General features: G+C 71.0%; 15 protein-coding genes and 1 pseudogene. 14 read left to right on the top strand and 2 right to left on the bottom strand.

Annotated elements, in window-relative coordinates; all coding sequences use genetic code 11:
• Nucleotides 1–24 precede the first annotated feature (24 nt).
• Nucleotides 25–675, top strand: a complete 651-nt coding sequence (locus tag BLW14_RS28095) for a TetR/AcrR family transcriptional regulator (RefSeq protein ID WP_093709925.1) — start codon at nucleotides 25–27, stop codon at nucleotides 673–675.
• Between the two features lie 7 nt (nucleotides 676–682).
• Here BLW14_RS28095 and def read toward each other — a convergent pair whose 3' ends face one another.
• Nucleotides 683–1228, bottom strand: coding sequence for a peptide deformylase (gene def / locus BLW14_RS28090; protein ID WP_177154122.1), 546 nt, complete (start codon nucleotides 1226–1228; stop codon nucleotides 683–685).
• A gap of 169 nt (nucleotides 1229–1397) precedes the next feature.
• On the opposite strand from def, the pseudogene BLW14_RS28085 reads away from it, so the two are divergent.
• Both BLW14_RS28085 and BLW14_RS28080 read left to right on the top strand, forming a co-directional pair.
• Nucleotides 1398–2075 (top strand): annotated as a pseudogene (locus BLW14_RS28085) (2-phosphosulfolactate phosphatase).
• Between the two features lie 147 nt (nucleotides 2076–2222).
• Nucleotides 2223–3416 carry a right-handed parallel beta-helix repeat-containing protein gene (locus BLW14_RS28080; RefSeq protein WP_177154121.1) on the top strand — a complete coding sequence of 398 codons (1194 nt, stop codon included), beginning with the start codon at nucleotides 2223–2225 and terminating at the stop codon, nucleotides 3414–3416.
• 42 nt (nucleotides 3417–3458) lie between these two features.
• Here the strand turns inward: BLW14_RS28080 and BLW14_RS28075 are convergent, their stop codons facing one another.
• Nucleotides 3459–4625 carry an alanine--tRNA ligase-related protein gene (locus BLW14_RS28075; protein ID WP_093709922.1) on the bottom strand — a complete coding sequence of 389 codons (1167 nt, stop codon included), beginning with the start codon at nucleotides 4623–4625 and terminating at the stop codon, nucleotides 3459–3461.
• A gap of 391 nt (nucleotides 4626–5016) precedes the next feature.
• On the opposite strand from BLW14_RS28075, the gene BLW14_RS28065 reads away from it, so the two are divergent.
• From BLW14_RS28065 to BLW14_RS28020, 11 genes are all read left to right on the top strand, one after another.
• Entirely contained in the window at nucleotides 5017–6255 is a 1239-nt protein-coding gene (locus BLW14_RS28065) for a Mur ligase family protein (RefSeq protein ID WP_093709921.1), read from the top strand.
• A 34-nt stretch (nucleotides 6256–6289) separates the two neighbouring features.
• A complete protein-coding gene (locus BLW14_RS28060) occupies nucleotides 6290–7018 on the top strand; it encodes a type 1 glutamine amidotransferase (RefSeq protein WP_093709920.1) in 729 nt (242 codons plus the stop codon).
• 167 nt (nucleotides 7019–7185) lie between these two features.
• A complete protein-coding gene (locus tag BLW14_RS28055; protein WP_093709919.1) occupies nucleotides 7186–8211 on the top strand; it encodes a 6-phosphofructokinase in 1026 nt (341 codons plus the stop codon).
• Between the two features lie 120 nt (nucleotides 8212–8331).
• On the top strand, nucleotides 8332–9282 hold the full coding sequence (locus BLW14_RS28050; protein ID WP_093709918.1) for a cytochrome c oxidase assembly protein: 951 nt from the start codon (nucleotides 8332–8334) through the stop codon (nucleotides 9280–9282).
• A 66-nt stretch (nucleotides 9283–9348) separates the two neighbouring features.
• Nucleotides 9349–9507, top strand: a complete 159-nt coding sequence (locus BLW14_RS34625; protein ID WP_177154120.1) for a hypothetical protein — start codon at nucleotides 9349–9351, stop codon at nucleotides 9505–9507.
• 917 nt (nucleotides 9508–10424) lie between these two features.
• Nucleotides 10425–11972, top strand: coding sequence for an endo-1,4-beta-xylanase (locus tag BLW14_RS28045; RefSeq protein WP_256332889.1), 1548 nt, complete (start codon nucleotides 10425–10427; stop codon nucleotides 11970–11972).
• 169 nt (nucleotides 11973–12141) lie between these two features.
• Nucleotides 12142–14901, top strand: a complete 2760-nt coding sequence (locus tag BLW14_RS28040) for a glycoside hydrolase family 48 protein (protein WP_093709916.1) — start codon at nucleotides 12142–12144, stop codon at nucleotides 14899–14901.
• A gap of 166 nt (nucleotides 14902–15067) precedes the next feature.
• On the top strand, nucleotides 15068–17197 hold the full coding sequence (locus tag BLW14_RS28035; protein ID WP_093709915.1) for a glycoside hydrolase family 6 protein: 2130 nt from the start codon (nucleotides 15068–15070) through the stop codon (nucleotides 17195–17197).
• 192 nt (nucleotides 17198–17389) lie between these two features.
• The gene (locus BLW14_RS28030; RefSeq protein WP_093709914.1) at nucleotides 17390–18991 is read left to right on the top strand and encodes a sigma-70 family RNA polymerase sigma factor; all 1602 of its coding nucleotides are present in this window, start codon (nucleotides 17390–17392) and stop codon (nucleotides 18989–18991) included.
• A 111-nt stretch (nucleotides 18992–19102) separates the two neighbouring features.
• The gene (locus BLW14_RS28025; protein ID WP_093709913.1) at nucleotides 19103–19837 is read left to right on the top strand and encodes a lysophospholipid acyltransferase family protein; all 735 of its coding nucleotides are present in this window, start codon (nucleotides 19103–19105) and stop codon (nucleotides 19835–19837) included.
• A 43-nt stretch (nucleotides 19838–19880) separates the two neighbouring features.
• On the top strand, nucleotides 19881–20930 hold the full coding sequence (locus BLW14_RS28020) for an NAD-dependent epimerase/dehydratase family protein (RefSeq protein ID WP_093709912.1): 1050 nt from the start codon (nucleotides 19881–19883) through the stop codon (nucleotides 20928–20930).
• Nucleotides 20931–20941: the final 11 nt, after the last annotated feature.

Raw genomic sequence — 20941 nt, 5'->3', positions numbered from 1 at the left:
ACGGTCAGGGGTGGGAGAGACGACATGGAGACCACACGACAGGCCGCGCGCCAGCGGAGCGCGGCCGAGGGGCGCCGCCGCGAGCTGCTGGAAGCCGCCGACCGCGTGGTGCTCAGGGACGGCCCCGGCGCCTCGATGAACGCCATCGCGGCGGAGGCGGGGATCACCAAGCCGATCCTCTACCGGCACTTCGGCGACAAGGGCGGGCTCTACCGCGCCCTCGCCAAGCGGCACACCGATGCGCTGCTGAGCGCCCTGCGCGCCGCGCTCGACGCCCCCGCCGACCGGCGCGCACGGGTCGAGTCGACGCTCGACACCTACCTCGCCGCGATCGAGGCGCGCCCCCAGGTGTACCGCTTCCTGATGCACCCGTCCGACGACGCGGCCCCTTCCCCCGAGCAGGGCTTCGACGTGGGCAGGCACTCCGCACCGCTGCTGCGCCGGCTGGGCGAGGAACTGGCCACCGTCATCGCGGAGCGGGTGGACCTCGGCCCGGACAGCGAGGCGATGGCCCGGATCTGGGGCCACGGCATCGTCGGCATGATGCACGCGGCCGGCGACTGGTGGCTCGGCGAACGCCCTTGCTCGCGCGAGCAGTTGGTCCGCAGCCTGGCCGACCTCCTCTGGGGCAGGCTGGCCGAGGCGGGCGACCGCGCGGACGGCCCCGGCTTCTGACGGCCCGTCAGCCGGTACGCCCCCAGGGCGCCCGGCGGGCCACGCGCAGCACCCGGGCCCGGCGCAGCCCGGTCAGCCGGTCGGTGTAGACCCGGCCCTCCAGGTGGTCGCACTCGTGCTGGAGGCAGCGGGCGAAGAAGCCGGTGCCGTCGATCCGGACCGGCTCGCCCGTCATCGTGACGCCCTCGACGACCGCGTGGTCGTAACGCGGTGTACCGGCCTCCAGGCCCGGCAGCGAGAGGCAGCCCTCGGCCCCGCGCACGGTGATCCCGTCCGCCTCGACCAGGACCGGGTTGACCACGTGCCCGAGGTGGCGCACGTCCTCGTCGTCGGGGCAGTCGAATACGAACACCCTTGAGGCCACACCGATCTGGTTGGCGGCGAGCCCGACGCCCCGCGCCTCGTACATCGTGGCGTACATGTCCTCGACGAGCCGGGCGAGCGAGGGACCGAAGTCGGTGACCGGTTCACAGGGCGCGTGCAGGACCGGGTCGCCGAGCAGGCTCATGGTGCGGACGATTCCGGAGCTGCCGGGGATCGGGCGGTTGCGCATGGCGGACATCGTACGTTCCGGGGGATGGCGCCGGAGACGCCGGACTTCCCGGTCTCGGACCTGTGTCAACACCGTCGCCCCGGTCACCCGGGCGGCCTTTCCGGGGCCGTCGGCATGATGCGCACCACTCTCCGGGCGGGCACGACCGGCCAGGGGTGACCATGGTCGGATGGACGCCCGCTTCCTCGGTATCGCCGAGCTGTCCGCGGCCCCCTCCGTGGCGGTCGTCGTCGATGTCATGCGCGCTTGCACCGTGGCCGCCTGGGCCTTCGCCCGGGGCACGGAGAAGATCGTGCTCGCCGGCTCACTGGACGAGGCGCCGGCGCTCAAGAGCCGTCACCCTGACTGGGTGGCACTCAAGGACGGCGCCCCCGCGCCCGGGGTCGACGCGGTCAACTCGCCGGGGCAGCTGCGCTCGCGGGACCCGAGCGGCCGGACCGTGGTGCAGAAGACCACGGCGGGGACGGTCGGCGCCCTCGCGGTGAAGGACGCACCCCTGGTGCTGTGCGCCGGCTTCGTGGTGGCGGAGGCGACGGCGCGGCTGCTGCGGCAGCGCACGGGCGGGGACGTCACCTTCGTGGTCACCGGTGAGGACGGTCGCGCCGAGGAGGACCTGGCGTGCGCCCAGTACATCGCCCGCCGGGCGGCCGGGGAGGCGGTGGACGCGGAGCCATTTCTGCGTCGGGCAGGCGATTCGCGCGCCGCTGCCGAGCTGGCACGGGGGTGCGCGCGGGGGCCCACCCCGAGGACGTGGCGCTACTGCCTCGAACTTGACCGGTTCTCCTTCGCCATCGTCGCGACGCAGGAGGACTCCCTCGTGATGCTGCGCCCGCACACCTTCACGTAGGACCATCCCGGCGTTCACATACTGGATCAGCAAACACATGCATGACCATTGACGTGCCCATGCTGTCACTCTACGGTCAACGGAAAGCGCTTGCACCAAGCCGGGCGGCAGCCCCGTTCGGTTCACTCCCCCCACCTGGAGTCGAAGATGCAGCACAAGCCTGTTCTTGCATGTATCGGCCTGCTGGCCGGATCTCTCACCGCCCTGGGCGCCACGGCGCAAGCCGCGCCCGGTCAGGAAAACGCTTCCATCACGGCCGCCGCGCTGTACGTGGCACCGGACGGCACCACCGACGCGGCAGGCAGCGAATCGGACCCCACCACGCTGGCCTCGGCGATCAGCCGGGTGGGCGCCGGCGGGACGATCTACCTGCGCGGCGGCACGTACCGCTACGGGCAGACGGTCACCATCCCGCCGGGCAACGACGGCACATCGGGCGCCCGCACCACCATGGCCGCCTACCCGGGCGAGAAGCCGGTGCTGAACTTCTCGGAGATGAGCGAGGACCCGGCCAACCGCGGGCTCGCCGTGAACGGCGACTACTGGCACATCGACGGCATCACGGTCGAGCACGCCGGCGACAACGGCATCTTCGTCGGCGGCAGCGACAACGTCATCGAGCGCGTCGTGACCCGCTTCAACCACGACTCGGGCCTGCAGATCTCCCGGATCTCCTCCAGCACCCCCGACGACGAGTGGCCCGCGAACAACCTCGTCCTCAGCTCCGAGTCGCACGACAACGCCGACTCGGACGGCGAGGACGCCGACGGGTTCGCCGCCAAGCTCACCGCGGGCCCCGGCAACGTCTTCCGCTACACCGTCTCCCACAACAACATCGACGACGGCTGGGACCTGTACACCAAGAAGGACACCGGCCCCATCGGACCGGTGACGATCGAGGACTCCCTCAGCTACGACAACGGCACCCTCTCGGACGGGACCGTGAACGAGGACGGCGACCGCAACGGCTTCAAGCTCGGCGGCGACGGCATCGAGGTCGACCACGTCGTGCGGCGCAACATCGCCTACAACAACGGTCACCACGGCTTCACGTACAACAGCAACCCCGGCTCGATGACCGTGTCCGACAACGTCGGCATCGACAACGAGGAGCGCAACTTCTCCTTCGACAAGGGCACTTCGGTGTTCCGCTCCAACACCTCCTGCCGCAGCGGCGACGGCTCCAACGACAAGACCGTCGGGGACGCCGACGGCTCCAACCAGTTCTGGTCCGGGTCGAACGGCTCCCGGTGCTCCGCCTACTCCGGCGCTCTCGCCTGGTCGTTCGCGTCCGACGGCCACCTGGTCGTGTCCTTCGGCGGGAACGTTGTCACTCCATAACACCTCCAGCGGTGCCGGGGCGGCCCCGGCACCGCTGCCGGCTCACTCCTCGCGCAGGCTCGTGATCAGGTCGCGCGGCAGGCCGTGGGTGTCGTGGAGGTAGTGCAGGTCCTCCTCGGTCAGCGGCCCGCGGAACCGGGGCCGGGCCAGCACCTGTCGCCCGCGTTCCAGGAGCCGGACGAACCGGCTCTCCTCCCCGGTCAGCACCCGCAGCACCTCGCCCGGGTCGGCGTCCTGCCGGAAGCGGTCCAGGGTGTGCCGGACGAGCTCGGGCGGCAGGTCGTCCAGGGTGCGCGAGGGGTCGTCGCGCCGGAGCACGGTCAGGGCCCGTCGCAGCAGGCGGCGCAGCACGTACCCGCGTCCGCTGGCGGCCGGGCGCACCCCGTCGCCGAGGATGACCACGGCGGAGCGCAGGTGGTCGCAGACCAGCCGGAGCGAGGGCTCGTCCAGCGGCCAGAGGGCCGGCACGAGCCGGCGCCAGGGGTCGAAGACATCGCACTCGAACACCGACCGCCGGCCCTGGAGCAGCGAGGCCAGCCGCTCCAGACCGAGCCCGGTGTCGACATTGCGCTGCGGCAGCGGCACGAGCGAGCCGTCGTCGAGCCTGCGGTGGCTCATCGTGACGTGGTTCCAGATCTCCACCCAGCGGTCGTCCCCCGTGGGCGTGGACACGGGCGGGCCCTCGCCGCTCCACAGGAAGATCTCCGAGTCGGGGCCGCACGGCCCGACCGGCCCGTTGGACCACCAGTTGTCCTCCGCGGTCGGTTCCACCGGCACGCCGAGGTGCTCCCACACCCGCAGCGAGGCGGTGTCCCGCTCGGTGTGCTCGTCACCGGCGTACACCGTGGCGTGCAGCAGGCCGGGGTCGATCCCCAGGCCCTCGGTGAGCAGCCCGTATCCCCACTCCAGACTCTGCGGCCCCTCGTAGTCGCCCAGCGACCAGCTGCCGAGCATCTCGAACACGGTCAGATGGGTGGCGTCGCCGACCTCGTCCAGGTCGGTGGTGCGCAGACAGCGCTGCCGGTTGACCAGCCTGCTGCCCAGCGGATGCGGCCGGCCCTCCAGGTACGGGGTGAGCGGGTGCATCCCGGATGTGGTGAAGAGCACGGGGTCGCCGGGCGGCGGCAGCAGGGTGGAGCCGGTGATGCGGCGGTGGCCGCGCTCCTCGAAGTACTCGATGAAGGTACGGGCCAGCTGTTCGGTGTCCATGGGGACGGCTCCTTCGCGTGATCGCGGGAGGCGCCGGAGAACGGAACCGTTCAGTCACCCGGCCGCGGGCGAGAACACCGCGACACCACCGACGGACCGTTTCCGGTCGCCGGGGGAAGGGAAAGTCAGACGGCGGCAACCGGCGAGCGGGGCGCTCGCGCGGTCGCGGTGGTGGTGATGCCGTTGACGTCCATGGGTCGAAGGTAACGCTCCCCCGGCCGCCCGCGCACCGGGATTTCCGACGCCGGCGAAGCCCGTGGAGAACGCGACGGCCCGCTCACGCGTCCTCCATTCCACGGGATGTCCACGTGCCGGACGGTGCCGCCGTACGGTCATAGTGCCGGACATCGATAGGCTGGGCGGCGGACCGATGCAAGGAGGATCTAGGACGATGGCAGGCAACACGGAGCCGTTGTCGCCGCGGGCCAAGCTGGCCGTGACGGCGGGCAAGGCCGCTGCGGCGGTGTCGCGGGCGGCCGGGCGGGGCAGCGGATCGGTGATCGGCGGCCGGGTGGCGCTCAAGCTCGACCCCGACCTGCTCGGGCGGCTGGCGCAGCACCTGGACGTGATCCTCGTGTCGGCGACGAACGGCAAGACCACCACTACACGGCTGATCGCCGAGGCGCTGCGGGCCGCGGGCCCGGTCGTCTCGAACGCACTCGGCGCCAACATGCCCGCGGGCATCACCTCGGCGCTGGCCGGCGGCTCGGACGCGCAGTACGGCGTGATCGAGGTCGACGAGAAGTACCTCGCCGGTGTGGCCCGCGACACGACGCCCAAGGTGATCGCGCTGCTCAACCTGTCGCGCGACCAGCTGGACCGGGCCGCGGAGACCCGGATGCTGGCCGAGAAGTGGCGCGAGGGGCTGTCCGGCTCGAAGTCCGTGATCGTCGCCAACGCCGACGACCCGCTGATCGTCTGGGCGGCGTCCTCCTCCCCCAATGTGGTGTGGGTCGCGGCCGGCCAGGCGTGGAAGGACGACGCCTGGTCCTGCCCGTCCTGCGGCGGTGTCATGCAGCGCCCCGGGGACGACTGGTTCTGCGGCGAGTGCGGTTTCCGCCGTCCGCCGCCGAGCTGGGTGCTGCACGGCGACTACGTTCTGGACCCGCACGGTTCGGCGTGGCCGATCCACCTCCAGCTCCCGGGCCGCGCCAACAAGGCCAACGCCACGAGTTCGGCGGCCGTCGCCGCCGTCTTCGGGGTGCCGCCGCAGGTGGCGCTGGAGCGGATGTACCAGGTGCAGGCCGTCGCCGGCCGCTACGACGTGGTGGGCTTCCTCGGCCGTGAGCTGCGGCTGCTGCTGGCGAAGAACCCGGCGGGCTGGCTGGAGACGTTCTCGCTGATCGACCCGCCGCCCACCCCGGTGATCCTCTCCGTGAACGCGCGCGGCGCGGACGGCACGGACACCTCGTGGCTGTGGGACGTGGACTACACGCAGCTCGCGGGCCACCCGATCTTCGTGCTCGGCGACCGCAAGCTGGACCTCGCGGTCCGCCTCGAAGTGGCCGGACTCGACTTCCGGGTCTGCGAGAACCTCGACGAGGCCGTCCAGCAGGCACCGCCCGGACGCATCGAGGTCATCGCCAACTACACCGCCTTCCAGGATCTGCGCCGCCGTGTCGGCAACTGACCCCGGCCCCGGGCCCCTCCGGAGAGGACGAAGCATGAGCAACAACAGCCTGCGGCTGGTGTGGGTCTACCCGGACCTGCTGAGCACCTACGGCGACCAGGGCAACGCCCTCGTGGTGGAGCGCCGGGCCCGTCAGCGCGGCCTGGACGTGTCGCGCGTCGACGTGCGCAGCGACCAGCCGGTGCCCACGTCGGGCGACATCTATCTGATCGGCGGCGGCGAGGACCGGCCGCAGCGGCTGGCGGCGGAGCGGCTGCGCCGCGACGGCGGCCTCAGCCGGGCGGCGTCCAACGGCGCGATCATCTTCTCGGTCTGCGCCGGCTACCAGATCCTCGGCCACGAGTTCATCAACGACCTCGGTGAGCGCGAGCAGGGTCTCGGTCTGCTGGACGTGGTGTCGACCCGCGGCGAGGGGGCGCGGTGCGTCGGCGACGTGCTCGCGGACATCGACCCCCAGCTCGGCCTTCCGCCACTGACCGGGTTCGAGAACCACCAGGGCGTCACGCATCTCGGCCCGACGGCACGGCCGTTCGCCCGGGTGCGGTTCGGCCGGGGCAACGGCACGGGCGACGGCACCGAGGGCGCGTACAACGACACCGTGTTCGGCACGTACATGCACGGTCCGGTGATGGCGCGGAACCCCATGATCGCGGACCTGCTGCTCAAGCTGGCCCTCGACGTGAACGCGCTCCCGCCGACCGACGACCGGTGGTACGAGGCGCTGCGCGCGGAGCGCGTCGCCGCGGCCACACAGCCCGCCTGACCAGGCATTTCGCTGGTTGTCCGATGAGTGGCGCAGGGCTCGGATGAGCGGCGTCCAGCAGGCGGACGCCGGGTTCGGTCCCGCCACCCTGCGCCGGTAGGGTGGCGGGGATCCAACCGGACGACGTGGTCCGGTCGTCGGCCCACGTTGCAAAGGTTTCCCGGGCAATGCGAATTGGTGTGCTCACCTCCGGCGGCGACTGCCCCGGCCTCAATGCCGTGATCCGGTCCGTCGTCCACCGCGCTGTGGTCGACCACGGCGACGAGGTCATCGGCTTCCACGACGGGTGGCGGGGCCTCCTCGAGTGCGACTACCGCAAGCTCGACCTGGACGCCGTGGGCGGCATCCTGGCCCGTGGCGGTACGATCCTCGGCTCCTCCCGGGTCCAGCCGGCACACCTGCGCGGGGGCGTCGAGACGGCCCGGGGCCACGTCAAGGATCTCGGGCTCGACGCGATCATCCCGATCGGCGGCGAGGGCACCCTCAAGGCGGCGAACCTGCTGTCCGAGGCGGGGCTGCCGATCGTCGGGGTCCCGAAGACCATCGACAACGACATCGCCTCCACCGACGTCACCTTCGGCTTCGACACCGCCGTCGGTGTCGCCACCGAGGCGCTGGACCGGCTGAAGACCACCGCCGAGTCCCACCAGCGCGTGATGATCGTCGAGGTCATGGGCCGCCACACCGGCTGGATAGCCCTGCACTCGGGCATGGCGGCCGGCGCGCACGCCGTCGTAGTCCCGGAGCGCCCGTTCGACATCGACGAGCTGACCGAGGTCGTGGGCCGGCGGTTCTCGGCCGGCAAGAAGTTCGCGATCGTCGTGGTCGCGGAGGGCGCGAAGCCGCGCGAGGGCACCATGGAGTTCCAGTCGGGCGCCAAGGACGTCTACGGCCACGAGCGCTTCACGGGCGTCGCGACCCAGCTCTCCGTCGAGCTGGAGCAGCGCCTCGGCAAGGAGGCCCGCCCGGTGATCCTCGGGCACGTCCAGCGCGGCGGCACGCCGACCGCGTACGACCGCGTCCTCGCGACCCGCTTCGGCTGGCACGCGGTGGAGGCGGCGCACCGCGGCGAGTTCGGCATGATGACGGCGCTGCGCGGCACGGACATCACGCTGGTGCCGCTGGCGCACGCGGTGGAGACGCTGAAGACGGTGCCCGCCGCCCGGTACGCCGAGGCGGAGTGCGTGCTCTGAGCGCGACACCCCGACCCGAGACCGCCCCCGGCCGCATCAGCGGCCGGGGGCGGTTCTACTCTGGTCGGGACAACCAGCACGAAACGGGGACGTCCCGGCGTTCCCATCGGGAGTGAACAGATGGATCACAGCGGGCACGGCATGGACATGGACCTGCCGCCGTTCACGCTGGGACGCGGGCTGCAGTTCTCCGCGGACCCGTTCTTCCTGGTCGGCTGCGTCCTCGCCGTGCTGTTGTACGGGTACGGGGTGCTGCGGCTCCGCAGGCGCGGCGACGAGTGGCCGGTGGGCCGCACGGTCCTGTTCGTCGTGGGCGTGCTGACCATCGCGCTGGTGATGTGCACCCGGCTCAACGACTACGGCATGGTCATGTTCAGCGTGCACATGGTGCAGCACATGGTGATCAGTATGCTGTCGCCGATCCTGCTGTTGCTGGGCGCTCCCGTGACGCTCGCGCTGCGTGCCCTGCCGGTGGCGCCGCGCGGGACGAAGGGGCCGCGCGAGCTGCTCCTGATGCTGCTGCACAGCAGGTACATGAAGATCGTCACGCATCCCGCGTTCACGATCCCGCTGTTCATCGCCAGCCTCTACGGCCTGTACTTCACTCCGCTCTTCGACTACCTGATGGGCTCGACGACCGGGCACCTCGTGATGATGGTGCACTTCCTGGCGGTCGGCCTGTTCTTCTTCTGGCCGATCATGGGCGTGGACCCGGGGCCGCACCGGCCCGGCTATGTGATGCGGATGCTGGAGCTGTTCGCCGGGATGCCGTTCCACGCGTTCTTCGGGATCGCGCTCATGATGGCCTCCACGCCGATGGTCGAGGTGTACAAGAACCCGCCGGTCTCGCTCGGCATCGACTCCCTGTCCGACCAGAGCGCCGCCGGCGGCATCGCGTGGGCGTTCAGCGAGATCCCCTCGGTGGTGGTCCTGGTGGCCCTGGTGTTCCAGTGGTACCGCTCGGAACAGCGCACGGCGAAGCGCACGGACCGGGCCGCGGACCGCGACGGGGACCAGGAGCTCCAGGCTTACAACGCGTATCTCGCGTCGTTGCAGGCGCGCGGACAGTAGCGGCGGACCCTCCTTTCGGGTGACGATGGTCTTTGCGGCCGCGCGGCCGACGAGGAGGGTGCGCGCATGTCCGGATACACGAAGACGATGGGGATGCTCACCGCCGGAGCCCTGGTGGCGGTGACCGCCTACACGGTGGCCCTGGGAAGCAACGGCTGGCTCTGGTTCGGCTGGGTGCTGCTGGGGCTGATCACGATCGGTATGGCGGCCACGCGGGAGACATGAGGGGCGGCCGGTGGCCGCCCCTCGCCCTTTACGGCGCCGCATCGCCGGGCCTGCCCTGCCGCGTGAGTCGGGGTTGTTGTCCGGGGGCGGAGAATCGGGTTGTCCGGGTGAGCCCCAGCGCTTGCATGGAGCGCTCCCATGGCATGTTCCGGGACCGGCGCGCGACGCCCCGGTGACATTGCGCCGGGGTGAACCACTGCATACGGTGACCGGTTCTCAGCCCGTTGTTCGGGGCGGCCGGAGCGCATGAGGGCGGGCGCGCCCCCAGTCGCACGGGGGTCGGCAGACCTGTGCGGGGGCTCACCGCTGGTTGACGTGTACACCTTCGCGTACGGCGCGAACGTCGTAACCGCCCCGCGTACGCCTGCCACCCCTGGCGCCCCTCTCGTCACGCGCCGTCCATGGCCGCGCGGTTTCAGCGGTTCCCTCAGGGTGATCCGACGTGCCCCGGGATCGGCGTCCCGCGTGCGGCCGCCTGCCCCTTCACCTTCCTGACCGAAACCGCTCGGGGCTGCCGCGGGGCCCGCCACTTGTCACCCTCGGTGCCCACGCGGACGCGCGTCGCAGCACCACTCACGGCCGCACCGGCGACCCCGCGCATGCGATTGCGAACGCCCCGCAAAGGTGTCGGCGGGCATCACCGCGGAGCCGGCCGCAGGTCGTTACCCGCCCGTCAACTGCGGTACGCGGCGCCACCGTTCGACGTATGGCCGCGTTCACACGCCCGTAAGCCAGTTGCGCTTCAACCCTTGACAGGTGCCTGTCGCCACGCCACCTTGGGAGCGCTCCCACAATCAAGACTTGCACACTCCACACCCTCCCTTCTCCCCCAACGCCGTTGTGCGGCAAGGGCGTTACGGGGCGCAGCCGCGCTCCCCGTGATGTCCCGCACTGCCCGGCAGAGGAAGGCGTTTGTCATGAGCTTGGTGAAGCGTTGTAGGCCCCGCCGCACCCCGGGGCTCCCGGCCCTCGTGGTCGGCGCACTCGCCCTGGCCACCGGCCTGGCGGGCGGGCCGGCGTCGGCCGCACCGCAGGACACACTGCACGAGCTCGCCGCGGCCCAGGGCAGGTATTTCGGCTCCGCCACCGACAACCCCGAGCTCCCCGACGCGGCCTACGCGGCGAAACTCGGCTCCGAGTTCGGGCAGATCACCCCGGGCAACTCCATGAAGTGGGACACCACCGAGCCCACCCGGGGTCAGTTCAACTTCGCCAAGGGTGATGTGATCACCGACTTCGCCCAGCAGCACGGCCAGACCGTGCGCGGCCACACGCTGGTCTGGCACAACCAGCTGCCCGGCTGGGTCGGCTCACTGCCGGCCGCGCAGGTGGAGACGGCCATGACCGACCACATCACCGCGGAGACCACCCACTACCGCGGCGAGGTCACGGCGTGGGACGTGGTGAACGAGCCGTTCAACGAGGACGGGACCTTCCGGACAAGCCCGTTCTACAACGCGATGGGCAAGGACTACATCGCCAAGGCCCTGCGCGCGGCCCACGCCGCCGACCCGGACGCGAAGCTCTACATCAACGACTACAACGTCGAGGGCAAGGGCGCGAAGAGCGACGCCCTGTACGACCTGGTGAGCGACCTGCTCGACGAGGGTGTGCCGCTCGACGGGGTCGGGATGCAGGCCCACCTGGCGATCCAGTACGGATTCCCGTACCAGATGCAGGCGAACATGCAGCGGTTCGCGGATCTCGGCCTGGACGTCGCCGTCACCGAGCTTGACGTGCGCATGCAACTTCCGGCTGACGCCACGAAGCTCGCCACCCAGTCCTCGTACTACGCGCAGGTGGTCGACGCCTGCCTCGCCGTCGAGCGCTGTGTCGGCATCACGGTCTGGGACTACACGGACAAGTACTCCTGGGTCCCGAGCACCTTCCCGGGCGAGGGCGCGGCCAACCTGTACGACGACAACCTCTCGCCGAAGCCCGCCTACGCCGCCGTGCGCACCGCACTGGGGGCCGAGGACGGCGGTGACGACGGGGGTGACGACGGCTCCACCCCCGGAGCGCTGAAGGTGCAGTACCGCAGCAACGACACCTCGGCCGGCGACAACCAGATCAAGCCCGGTCTCCAACTCGTGAACACCGGCACCACCGCGGTCAACCTGTCCTCCGTGACCGTCCGCTACTGGTTCTCGGGTGACAACGGCGCTTCCACGTACGGCAGTTGGTGCGACTGGTCTCCGCTCGGCTGCTCCACGATCACGCACCGGGTGGTCGCTGCGGGCACCCCGAAGGCCGGCGCCGACCACTACCTCGAAGTCGGCTTTACGGGCGGCACCCTCGCCCCGGGCGCCTCGACCGGTGAGATCCAGCTGCGCCTGAGCAAGACCGACTGGTCGAACTTCGACGAGTCGGACGACTACAGCCACGGCACGGGCACCACGTACGCCGACACCTCGAAGATCACCGTCCACTCCGGCGGCGACCTGGTCTGGGGCGTCGCGCCCTGATCCCGGGGGCCCCGCTCAGGCCCCCGCTCCCCCGCGTAAACCCTCCCCGCACTTCCGCCGCACCCCGTCCCCACCGCTTCCCCTCCTCCCCTCCCCCTCGACGACACCCGCCACTGGAGGATTTGTGTCGATATCACGTAGAACGTTCAGCAGTGCCCTCGGCGGCAGCGTGCTGGCCCTCGGCCTGACGCAGGGCACCGCGGTCGCCGGGCCTGCCTCGGCACAGGCCGGCGCCAAGGCCCGTACGGCCGCCGCGGCCGACGACCCGTACACCCAGGCCTTCCTCACCCAGTACGGCAAGATCAAGGACGCCGCCAACGGCTACTTCAGCCCGGACGGTCTCCCGTACCACTCGGTCGAGACCCTGATGGTCGAGGCGCCGGACCACGGCCACCAGACGACATCGGAGGCCGTCAGCTTCTGGATGTGGCTGGAGGCGGCGTACGGCAGGGTGACGGGTGACTGGGCGCCGTTCAACGCGGCCTGGGCGGTGGCGGAGAAGACCATCATCCCGCAGCACGCCGACCAGCCCACCAGTGACTCCTACAAGCCCTCGGCACCCGCGACCTTCGCGGCCGAGCACCCGCTCCCCAGCGGCTACCCCTCCGCCATGAACGGCTCGGTGCCGGTGGGCAGTGACCCGCTCTCGGCCGAACTCGCCTCTTCCTACGGGACGATGGACGTGTACGGCATGCACTGGCTGATGGACCTGGACAACGTCTACGGCTACGGCAACAAGCCGGGTACCGGCGGCGAGTCCGGGCCCGGCGCCGGCGCCTCCTTCATCAACACCTATCAGCGCGGTGCGCAGGAGTCGGTATGGGAGACGGTGCCGCAGCCGACCACTGATCTCTTCAAATACGGCGGGCCCAACGGGTATCTCGACCTGTTCGTCGGGGACTCCAGCTACGCCAAGCAGTGGAAGTACACCAACGCGCCGGACGCCGACGCCCGCGCGGTGCAGGCGGCCTACTGGGCGTACCGCTGGGCCTCGGAGCAGGGCAAGGAGAGCCAGGTCGCAGCGTCGGTGGCGAAGGCCGCGAAGATGGGCGACTACCTCCGCTACGCCATGTTCGACAAGTACTTCAAGCGCATCGGCAGCTGCACCGATCCCAACTCCTGCCCCGCCGCCTCCGGCAGGGACTCCCAGCACTACCTGCTGTCGTGGTACTACGCCTGGGGAGGGTCTTCGGGCAGCGGGGGTGGCTGGGCCTGGCGCATCGGTGACAGCGCCTCGCACCAGGGCTACCAGAACCCGCTCGCCGCGTATGCGCTGTCCAACGTGCCCTCGCTCACCCCCAAGTCCGCGACGGCCAGGTCCGACTGGTCCAAGAGCCTGACCCGGCAGCTTGAATTCCTGACCTGGCTCCAGTCCAGCGAGGGCGCCCTTGCCGGCGGCTGCACCAACAGCTGGGAGGGCAGCTACAGCGCGCCCCCGGCCGGCACGCCCACGTTCTACGGGATGGCGTACGACTGGCAGCCGGTGTACCACGACCCGGCGAGCAACAACTGGTTCGGCTTCCAGGCCTGGGGCATGGAGCGCGTCGCCGCCTACTACTACGTGACCGGCAACGCGGCCGCCGAGGCCGTCCTCTCGAAGTGGGTCGCGTGGGCGTCGAGCGAGACGACCATCGGCGCCGACGGCAGCTTCCGCTTCCCCTCCACCCTCAACTGGACCGGCGAGCCCGACACCTGGAACGCCTCCTCGCCCGGGGACAACTCCGGTCTGCACGTCTCGGTGGTGGACTACGCCAACGACGTCGGCGTGGGCGCCGCGTACGTCAAGACGCTCACCTACTACGCCGCGAAGTCGGGTGACGAGGACGCGGCGGCGCTGGCGAAGGCGCTGCTGGACGCGATGGCGACGAACACCACGGACAAGGGCATCTCGGTGCCGGAGACCCGGCGGGACTACAACCGGTTCGACGACGAGGTGTACATCCCGTCCGGCTGGTCGGGCACCATGCCCAACGGCGACCCGGTCAGGCCCGGTTCGACGTTCATCTCGATCCGCAGCTGGTACAAGGACGACCCGGACTGGCCGAAGGTGCAGGCGTACCTGGACGGCGGGGACGCGCCCGTCTTCACGTACCACCGCTTCTGGGCGCAGGCCGCGCTCGCCCTGGCCTTCGCGATCTACGCGGAGCTGCTGGTGGAGGGCGGCGGCGGTGAGCCGGGCGGCGACACCGAACCGCCGACCGCACCGGCCGGCCTCACGGTGAGCGCGACCACCAAGGACAGCGTCTCGCTCTCCTGGTCGGCGTCCACCGACAACGTCGCGGTGACCGGCTACGACGTGTACCGAAACGGTGTGCTGGCGGGCAACGCGACCGGGCGGACGTTCACCGACACCGGGCTGGCCGCCGCCACCGAGTACACCTACGCGGTCGCGGCGCGGGACGCGGGCGGCAACACCTCGGCGCTGTCCGACGCGGTCCTCGCCAAGACGAAGACAGGCGGCTCGACCGGCACCGGCGCGGTGAAGGTGCAGTACAAGAACAACGACTCCTCCGCGACCGACAACCAGATCCGGCTGGGCCTGCAAGTGGTGAACACCGGCAGCGCGCCGGTCGACCTGTCGACGGTCAAGGTCCGGTACTGGTTCACAGCGGACGGCGGACCGAGCACCTTCGGCACGTACTGCGACTACGCCGCGCTCGGCTCCTCCACCGTCACGCACACGGTGGTCGCCGTCTCCAGCCCGAGGACCGGTGCCGACCGCTACCTGGAGGTCGGTTTCACCGGCGGCGCGGGCACCTTGGCCGCCGGCGCGTCCACCGGTGAGATCCAGCTGCGGCTCAACAAGAGCGACTGGTCGAACTTCGACGAGAGCAACGACTACAGCCGGGCCACCAACACCTCCTACGCGGACTCCACCAAGGTCGGCGCCTATGTCGCCGGCGCGCTGGCCTGGGGAGTCGAGCCGTAGCAGACGCTCGGCGCCTCCCCCGTGACCGGCCGGAGCGCCGGTCGCCCCACCCACTCCCGATGGCGGGTCTACCACTCACCCCGCTGAACCCGCCATCGGGCAGCACCCCCCATGAACCCGTCTGCGGGGAGTTTCCGCAGGCGTACGAGAGGAGCACGGAGCCGCAATGAGTACCAGAGGCACCATCAAGAACCGGATGCGCGGGAGGCTGGCCGCAGCCTCCGCCCTGGCCATGGGCGCGGCCCTGGCGGTGGCCCTCCCCACCACCGCCGACGCCGCGGCGGCCCGGGTCGACAACCCCTACGTGGGCGCCAAGGCGTACGTGAACCCGGACTGGTCCGCCTTGGCGGCAGCCGAGCCGGGTGGCGCGGCCATCGCGAACACGCCCGCTTTCGTGTGGATGGACCGCATCGCGGCCATCGAGGGCACGGAAGGCAAGAGGAGCCTGCGCGACCACCTGGACACCGCCCTCGCCCAGGGCGCGAACCTGTTCCAGGTCGTCATCTACGACCTGCCGGGACGCGACTGTGCCGCCCTGGCGTCCCACGGCGAGCTCGGCCCCACGGAGCTCGACCGGTACAAGGACGAGTACATCGACCCGATCTCCGAGATCCTCGCCGACCCGGCGTACGCCGACCTCCGCATCGTCACCATCATCGAGCCCGACTCGCTGCCCAACATCGTCACGAATGCGGGCGGTACGGCCGGTTCGACCGAGGACTGCGCGACGATGAAGGCGAATGGCAACTACGAGAAGGGTGTGGGCTACGCCCTGCACACCCTGGGTGCCATCCCCAACGTCTACAACTACATCGACGCCGCCCACCACGGCTGGCTGGGCTGGGACAGCAACATGGCCCCGGCAGGCCTGGAGTTCAAGAAGGCAGCCACCTCCGAGGGCGCCACGGTCAACGATGTCTCCGGCTTCATCGTGAACACGGCCAACTACTCGGCTCTCAAGGAGCCGAACTTCAAGATCACCGACTCGGTGAACGGCACCACGGTGCGCCAGTCCAAGTGGATCGACTGGAACTACTACACCGATGAGCTGACGTTCGCCCAGGCGCTGCGCACCCAGCTGGTGGGCCAGGGCTTCAACTCCAACATCGGCATGCTCATCGACACGGCCCGCAACGGCTGGGGCGGCGCCGACCGGCCCACCTCCGCGGGTCCGCTGACCAGTGTGGACGCCTACGTCAACGGCGGCCGTGTCGACCGGCGTATCCACGCCGGCAACTGGTGCAACCAGACCGGCGCCGGCATCGGCGAGCGGCCCACCGCCGCCCCCGAGGCAGGGATCGACGCCTACGTGTGGGCGAAGCCCCCGGGGGAGTCGGACGGCAACAGCGAGCCCGAGGACAACGACGAGGGCAAGGGCTTCGACCGGATGTGCGACCCCACGTACACCGGTAACGGTCGCAACGGCAACAGCATGTCCGGCGCGCTGCCGAACGCACCGGTCGCCGGTCACTGGTTCTCCGCGCAGTTCCAGGAGCTGGTGCGCAACGCCTACCCGCCGATCGACGGCAGCGGCGAGAACCCCGGCGGTGGCGACGACGACACCCAGGCGCCGACCGCGCCGACGGGGCTGACGTCCACGGCGAAGACCAGCAGCAGCGTCTCGCTGTCCTGGACCGCGTCTAGCGACAACAAGGCGGTGACCGGCTACGACGTGTACCGGGGCAGCACCAAGGTGGGATCGACCACCACGACCTCGTACACGGACTCGGGTCTGTCGGCCTCGACCGCCTACAGCTACACGGTCAAGGCGAAGGACGCGGCCGGTAACGTCTCGGCGGCCTCCTCGGCCCTCTCCGTCACCACATCCGCCGGCGGTGGCACCGGGACGGGCGCGCTGAAGGTCCAGTACAAGAACAACGACTCCTCCGCGACCGACAACCAGATCCGGTTCGGTCTCCAGCTGGTCAACACCGGCAGCACGGCGGTGGACCTGTCCACGGTGAAGCTGCGCTACTGGTTCACCCCCGAGTCCGGCTCCTCCACCTTCGGCACCTCGTGCGACTACGCGGTCCTGGGCTGCGGAAAGCTGAGCCTGGCGGTGAAGACGAACGGTTCGGCGGCCGGTGCCAGCCACTACCTGGAGGTCTCCTTCGGCAGCGGCAGCCTCGCGGCCGGCGCCTCCACCGGTGAGATGCAGCTGCGGCTGAACAAGAGCGACTGGTCCAACTTCAACGAGGCGGACGACTACAGCCACGGCACGGGCACCTCGTACGCGGACGCGTCGAAGGTCGGCGTGTACACGGCAGGCACGCTCTCCTGGGGCACCGCGCCCTGAAACACCCGCCGGACGATCCGGTGACCTCGTCCGGCCCCGCCACCTCCGTGGCGGGGCCGGACCCCTTTCACGTACAGCTACCGAGCATCACTACGTACAAATGAGCGACGGGTTTTTGTTATGGTCCCCGCCGGGCCGCATCTCCCAGGTGTGCGTGAAGCCAGAACAGGACTCCGGAAGAGTGAGCACAGCATGGGCCAGGACCGCGAACGGGCGTTGATCAAGGCGGCGCGGGCCGGGGACGCCCGCGCCAAGGACCAACTCGTCGCGTCCTGTCTGCCGCTGCTCTACAACATCGTCGGGCGCGCGCTGAACGGCCACGCGGACGTGGACGACGTCGTCCAGGAGACGGTCCTGCGCATGCTGCGGGCACTGCCCGGCCTGCGTGATCCGGCGCGCTTCCGCTCCTGGCTGGTGGCCATCGCGATGAACGAGATACGCGGACACTGGCGCGACCGGCAGTCCGCGGCCATACCCGTCGAGCCCATGGCACACGGCCAGGACCGGGTCGACCCGGCAGCCGACTTCGTGGACGTGACGATCCTGCGCCTCGGCCTGTCCGGGCAGCGCCGACAGGTCGCCGAGGCGACCCGGTGGGTGGACGAGGACGACCGGGCGCTGCTCTCGCTGTGGTGGCTGGAGGCGGCGGGCGAGCTGACGCGGGCCGAGGTGGCCGCCGCGATGGAGCTGTCCCCCGAGCACACCGCCGTACGCGTGCAGCGGATGAAGGCGCAGCTGGACACCGCCCGCGTGGTGGTGGGCGCGCTGGGCGCGCAGCCGCGGTGCGTGCTCCTCGACGACATCCTCATCGGGTGGGACGGGGCGCCCTCGCCGCTGTGGCGCAAGCGCATCGCACGGCACGCGCGCGGCTGCACCGTCTGCTCGGGGTTCGGCTCGGGCCTGATCCCGGCCGAGGGGCTGCTCGTGGGGCTGGCGCTGGTACCGCTCGCGGTGGCCGCGGCGGGCCGGGCGCCGCGGCTGACCGAGGTCGCGGCCACGACGCCCCTGGCCGCGTCCGGCCGCCCCGGCCGGGCGGAGCTGCGGCGCGACCAGGCGCAGCGGCGCCGTCGGCGCAACGCCGTGGTGGCGTCCGTCCTCGCGGTGGGCGTCCTGGGAACGGGTGGCGCCGCCGTGCACCTGTCGACGGGCGACGGCGACGACGAGGTCTCCGTCGCGACCGCCCCCGAGGCATCCGGTCCCGCCACCGCGGCCGCGCAGGCCGAGTCGTCGGTGTCGCCGACGCCGTCCGCCTCGCCCTCGCACTCCCCCGGCAGGAGCGCGAGCCCGAAGGCCGAGAAGAGGAAGGCCGCGCCGAAGCCGAAGAAGACCGCGGCCGCGAGCAAGCAGCCGCCCGCGCCGAAGTCGGCCCCGGTGACCCGGCCGGCCCCGGCGCAGCCGACGCCGAGCGCGTCGTCGGACGCGGACCAGGTCCTGGCGCTCGTCAACACCGAGCGGACCAAGGAGGGTTGCTCCCCGGTGACCGGCAACGACCAGCTGACGACCGCCGCCCAGCGGCACTCCGAGGACATGGCCGCGCACGACTACTTCTCGCACACCTCGCAGGACGGGTCGGGCCCGGGCGAGCGGATCACAGCCGCCGGCTACCGCTGGAGCACGTACGGGGAGAACATAGCCAAGGGCCAGCGGACGCCCGCCGACGTGATGAACTCCTGGATGAACAGTCCCGGCCACCGGGCGAACATCCTGAACTGCTCGTTCAAGGAGCTGGGCGTGGGCATACAGGACAGCCCGGGCGGCATCGTGTGGACCCAGGACTTCGGTGCGGCGATGTGAGCGCGGGACCGCCCGGGGCGCGCCGCTGTACGGGGTCGCGGCGTCGCCTTGCGACCACGGGGTATATGTCTCTCCCACCGACCCGCTGATTCCGCAGACCGGGGAGAGACCGTGTTCTACTACGTCCTCAAATACGTCGTCCTCGGGCCGGTGCTGCGGCTGCTCTTCCGCCCGGCCATCGAGGGCACGGAGCACATCCCGGACGACGGCGCCGCGATCGTCGCGGGCAACCACCTGTCGTTCTCGGACCACTTCCTGATGCCCGCGATCATCAAGCGGCGCATCACCTTCCTGGCCAAGGCGGAGTACTTCACCGGCCCCGGCATCAAGGGCCGGCTGACCGCCGCGTTCTTCCGCAGCGCGGGCCAGATCCCGGTGGACCGGTCGGGCAAGGAGGCCGGGCAGGCCGCGATCCGCGAGGGACTCGGCGTGCTGGAGCGGGGCGAGTTGCTGGGCATCTACCCGGAGGGGACGCGCTCGCACGACGGGCGGCTCTACAAGGGCAAGGTGGGGGTCGCGGTCATGGCCATCCGGGCCCAGGTGCCGGTGGTGCCCTGCGCGATGGTCGGCACCTTCGAGATCCAGCCGCCCGGCAGGAGGCTCCCCCGCATCAAGCCGGTCACCATCCGCTTCGGCGAACCGCTGGACTTCTCGCGCTACGCGGGCCTGGAGAACGAGAAGGCGGCCATCCGGGCGGTGACCGACGAGATCATGTACGCGATCCTGCGGCTCTCCGGTCAGGAGTACGTCGACGAGTACGCCGTGAAGGCCAAGCAGGCGGCCCAGGAGACGCAGCCGGGCCGGTTCCCCGGCCGACGACGCCGACAGCGTATTCGCGAGCAGTGAACGGCGCTGGTCAGGGGTGCGGACCGGGCCTAGCGTTCGGGGTATGAGCAGGGGACACGCATGGGTACTGGGAGCAACGGGGCAGATAGGGCGGGCCGCTGTGCGCGCGCTGTCGGAGGACGGCTGGGAGGTGACGGCGGCCTCGCGCGGCGGAGGCCGTGACGAGGCGTGGGACGACGGGGTCAGGGCGGTGGCCCTGGACCGCGACGAGGAGGGCGCGCTCGCGTCGGCGCTCGGGCCGGGATGCGACGTCCTGGTCGACATGGTGGCGTACGGGCGGCAGCACGCCCGGCAGCTGACCGGGCTCGCCGACAGGATCGGCTCGGCCGTGGTCGTATCCAGCGGCGCGGTGTACGAGGACGAGAAGGGCCACAGCTTCGACACCCAGGCCGAACCGGGCGGGGAGCCCCGCTATCCGGTGCCGATCCCGGAGTCACTGGCCACCGTGGCGCCGGGCGAGGACACGTACGCGGCGCGCAAGATCCGGCTGGAGCGCGATCTCCTGGCGGCCGGCGACGCGCTGCCCGCCACGCTGCTGCGGGCGGGCGCGGTGCACGGACCGCACTGCCGCTCACCGCGTGAGCTGTACTTCGTGAAGCGGGCGCTGGACGGCCGGCCCCGGCGCGTGCTGGCGTACGGCGGGACCTCGCGCTTCCACCCGGTGCACTCGGCGAACCTGGCGGAGCTGATCCGGCTGGCCGCCGCCGTGCCCGGTTCCCGGGTGCTGAACGCCGCCGACCCGCAGGCGCCTACGGTCGCGGAGATCGGTGAGGCGGTGGACGCGGTCCTTGGCCGGAGCACGGAGACGGTGCTGATGCCGGGCGACCCGTCCCCCGAGGGCGTCGGCGCGACGCCCTGGAGTGCGCCGCACCCCATCGTGTTCGACATGTCAGCGGCCGAGCGGGAACTCGGCTACCGGCCGGTGACGGGGTACGCCGAGTCGCTGCCGGAGACCGTCGAGTGGATCGCCGGGCAGCTGGCGGGGCGGGACTGGGAGGACGCGTATCCGGCCATGCTGCGGTCGTACGGCACGAGCCTGTTCGACTACGCGGCGGAGGACGCCTGGCTGGCGGAGCACGACCGGAGGGGGTGAGCCCGGGTCGG

The organism is Streptomyces sp. 2131.1, from assembly GCF_900105515.1.
Taxonomy (GTDB): Bacteria; Actinomycetota; Actinomycetes; order Streptomycetales; family Streptomycetaceae; genus Streptomyces; species Streptomyces drozdowiczii.
Note: the sequence above shows the minus strand (reverse complement) of the source record. Positions and strands in the feature narration are given on the sequence as shown.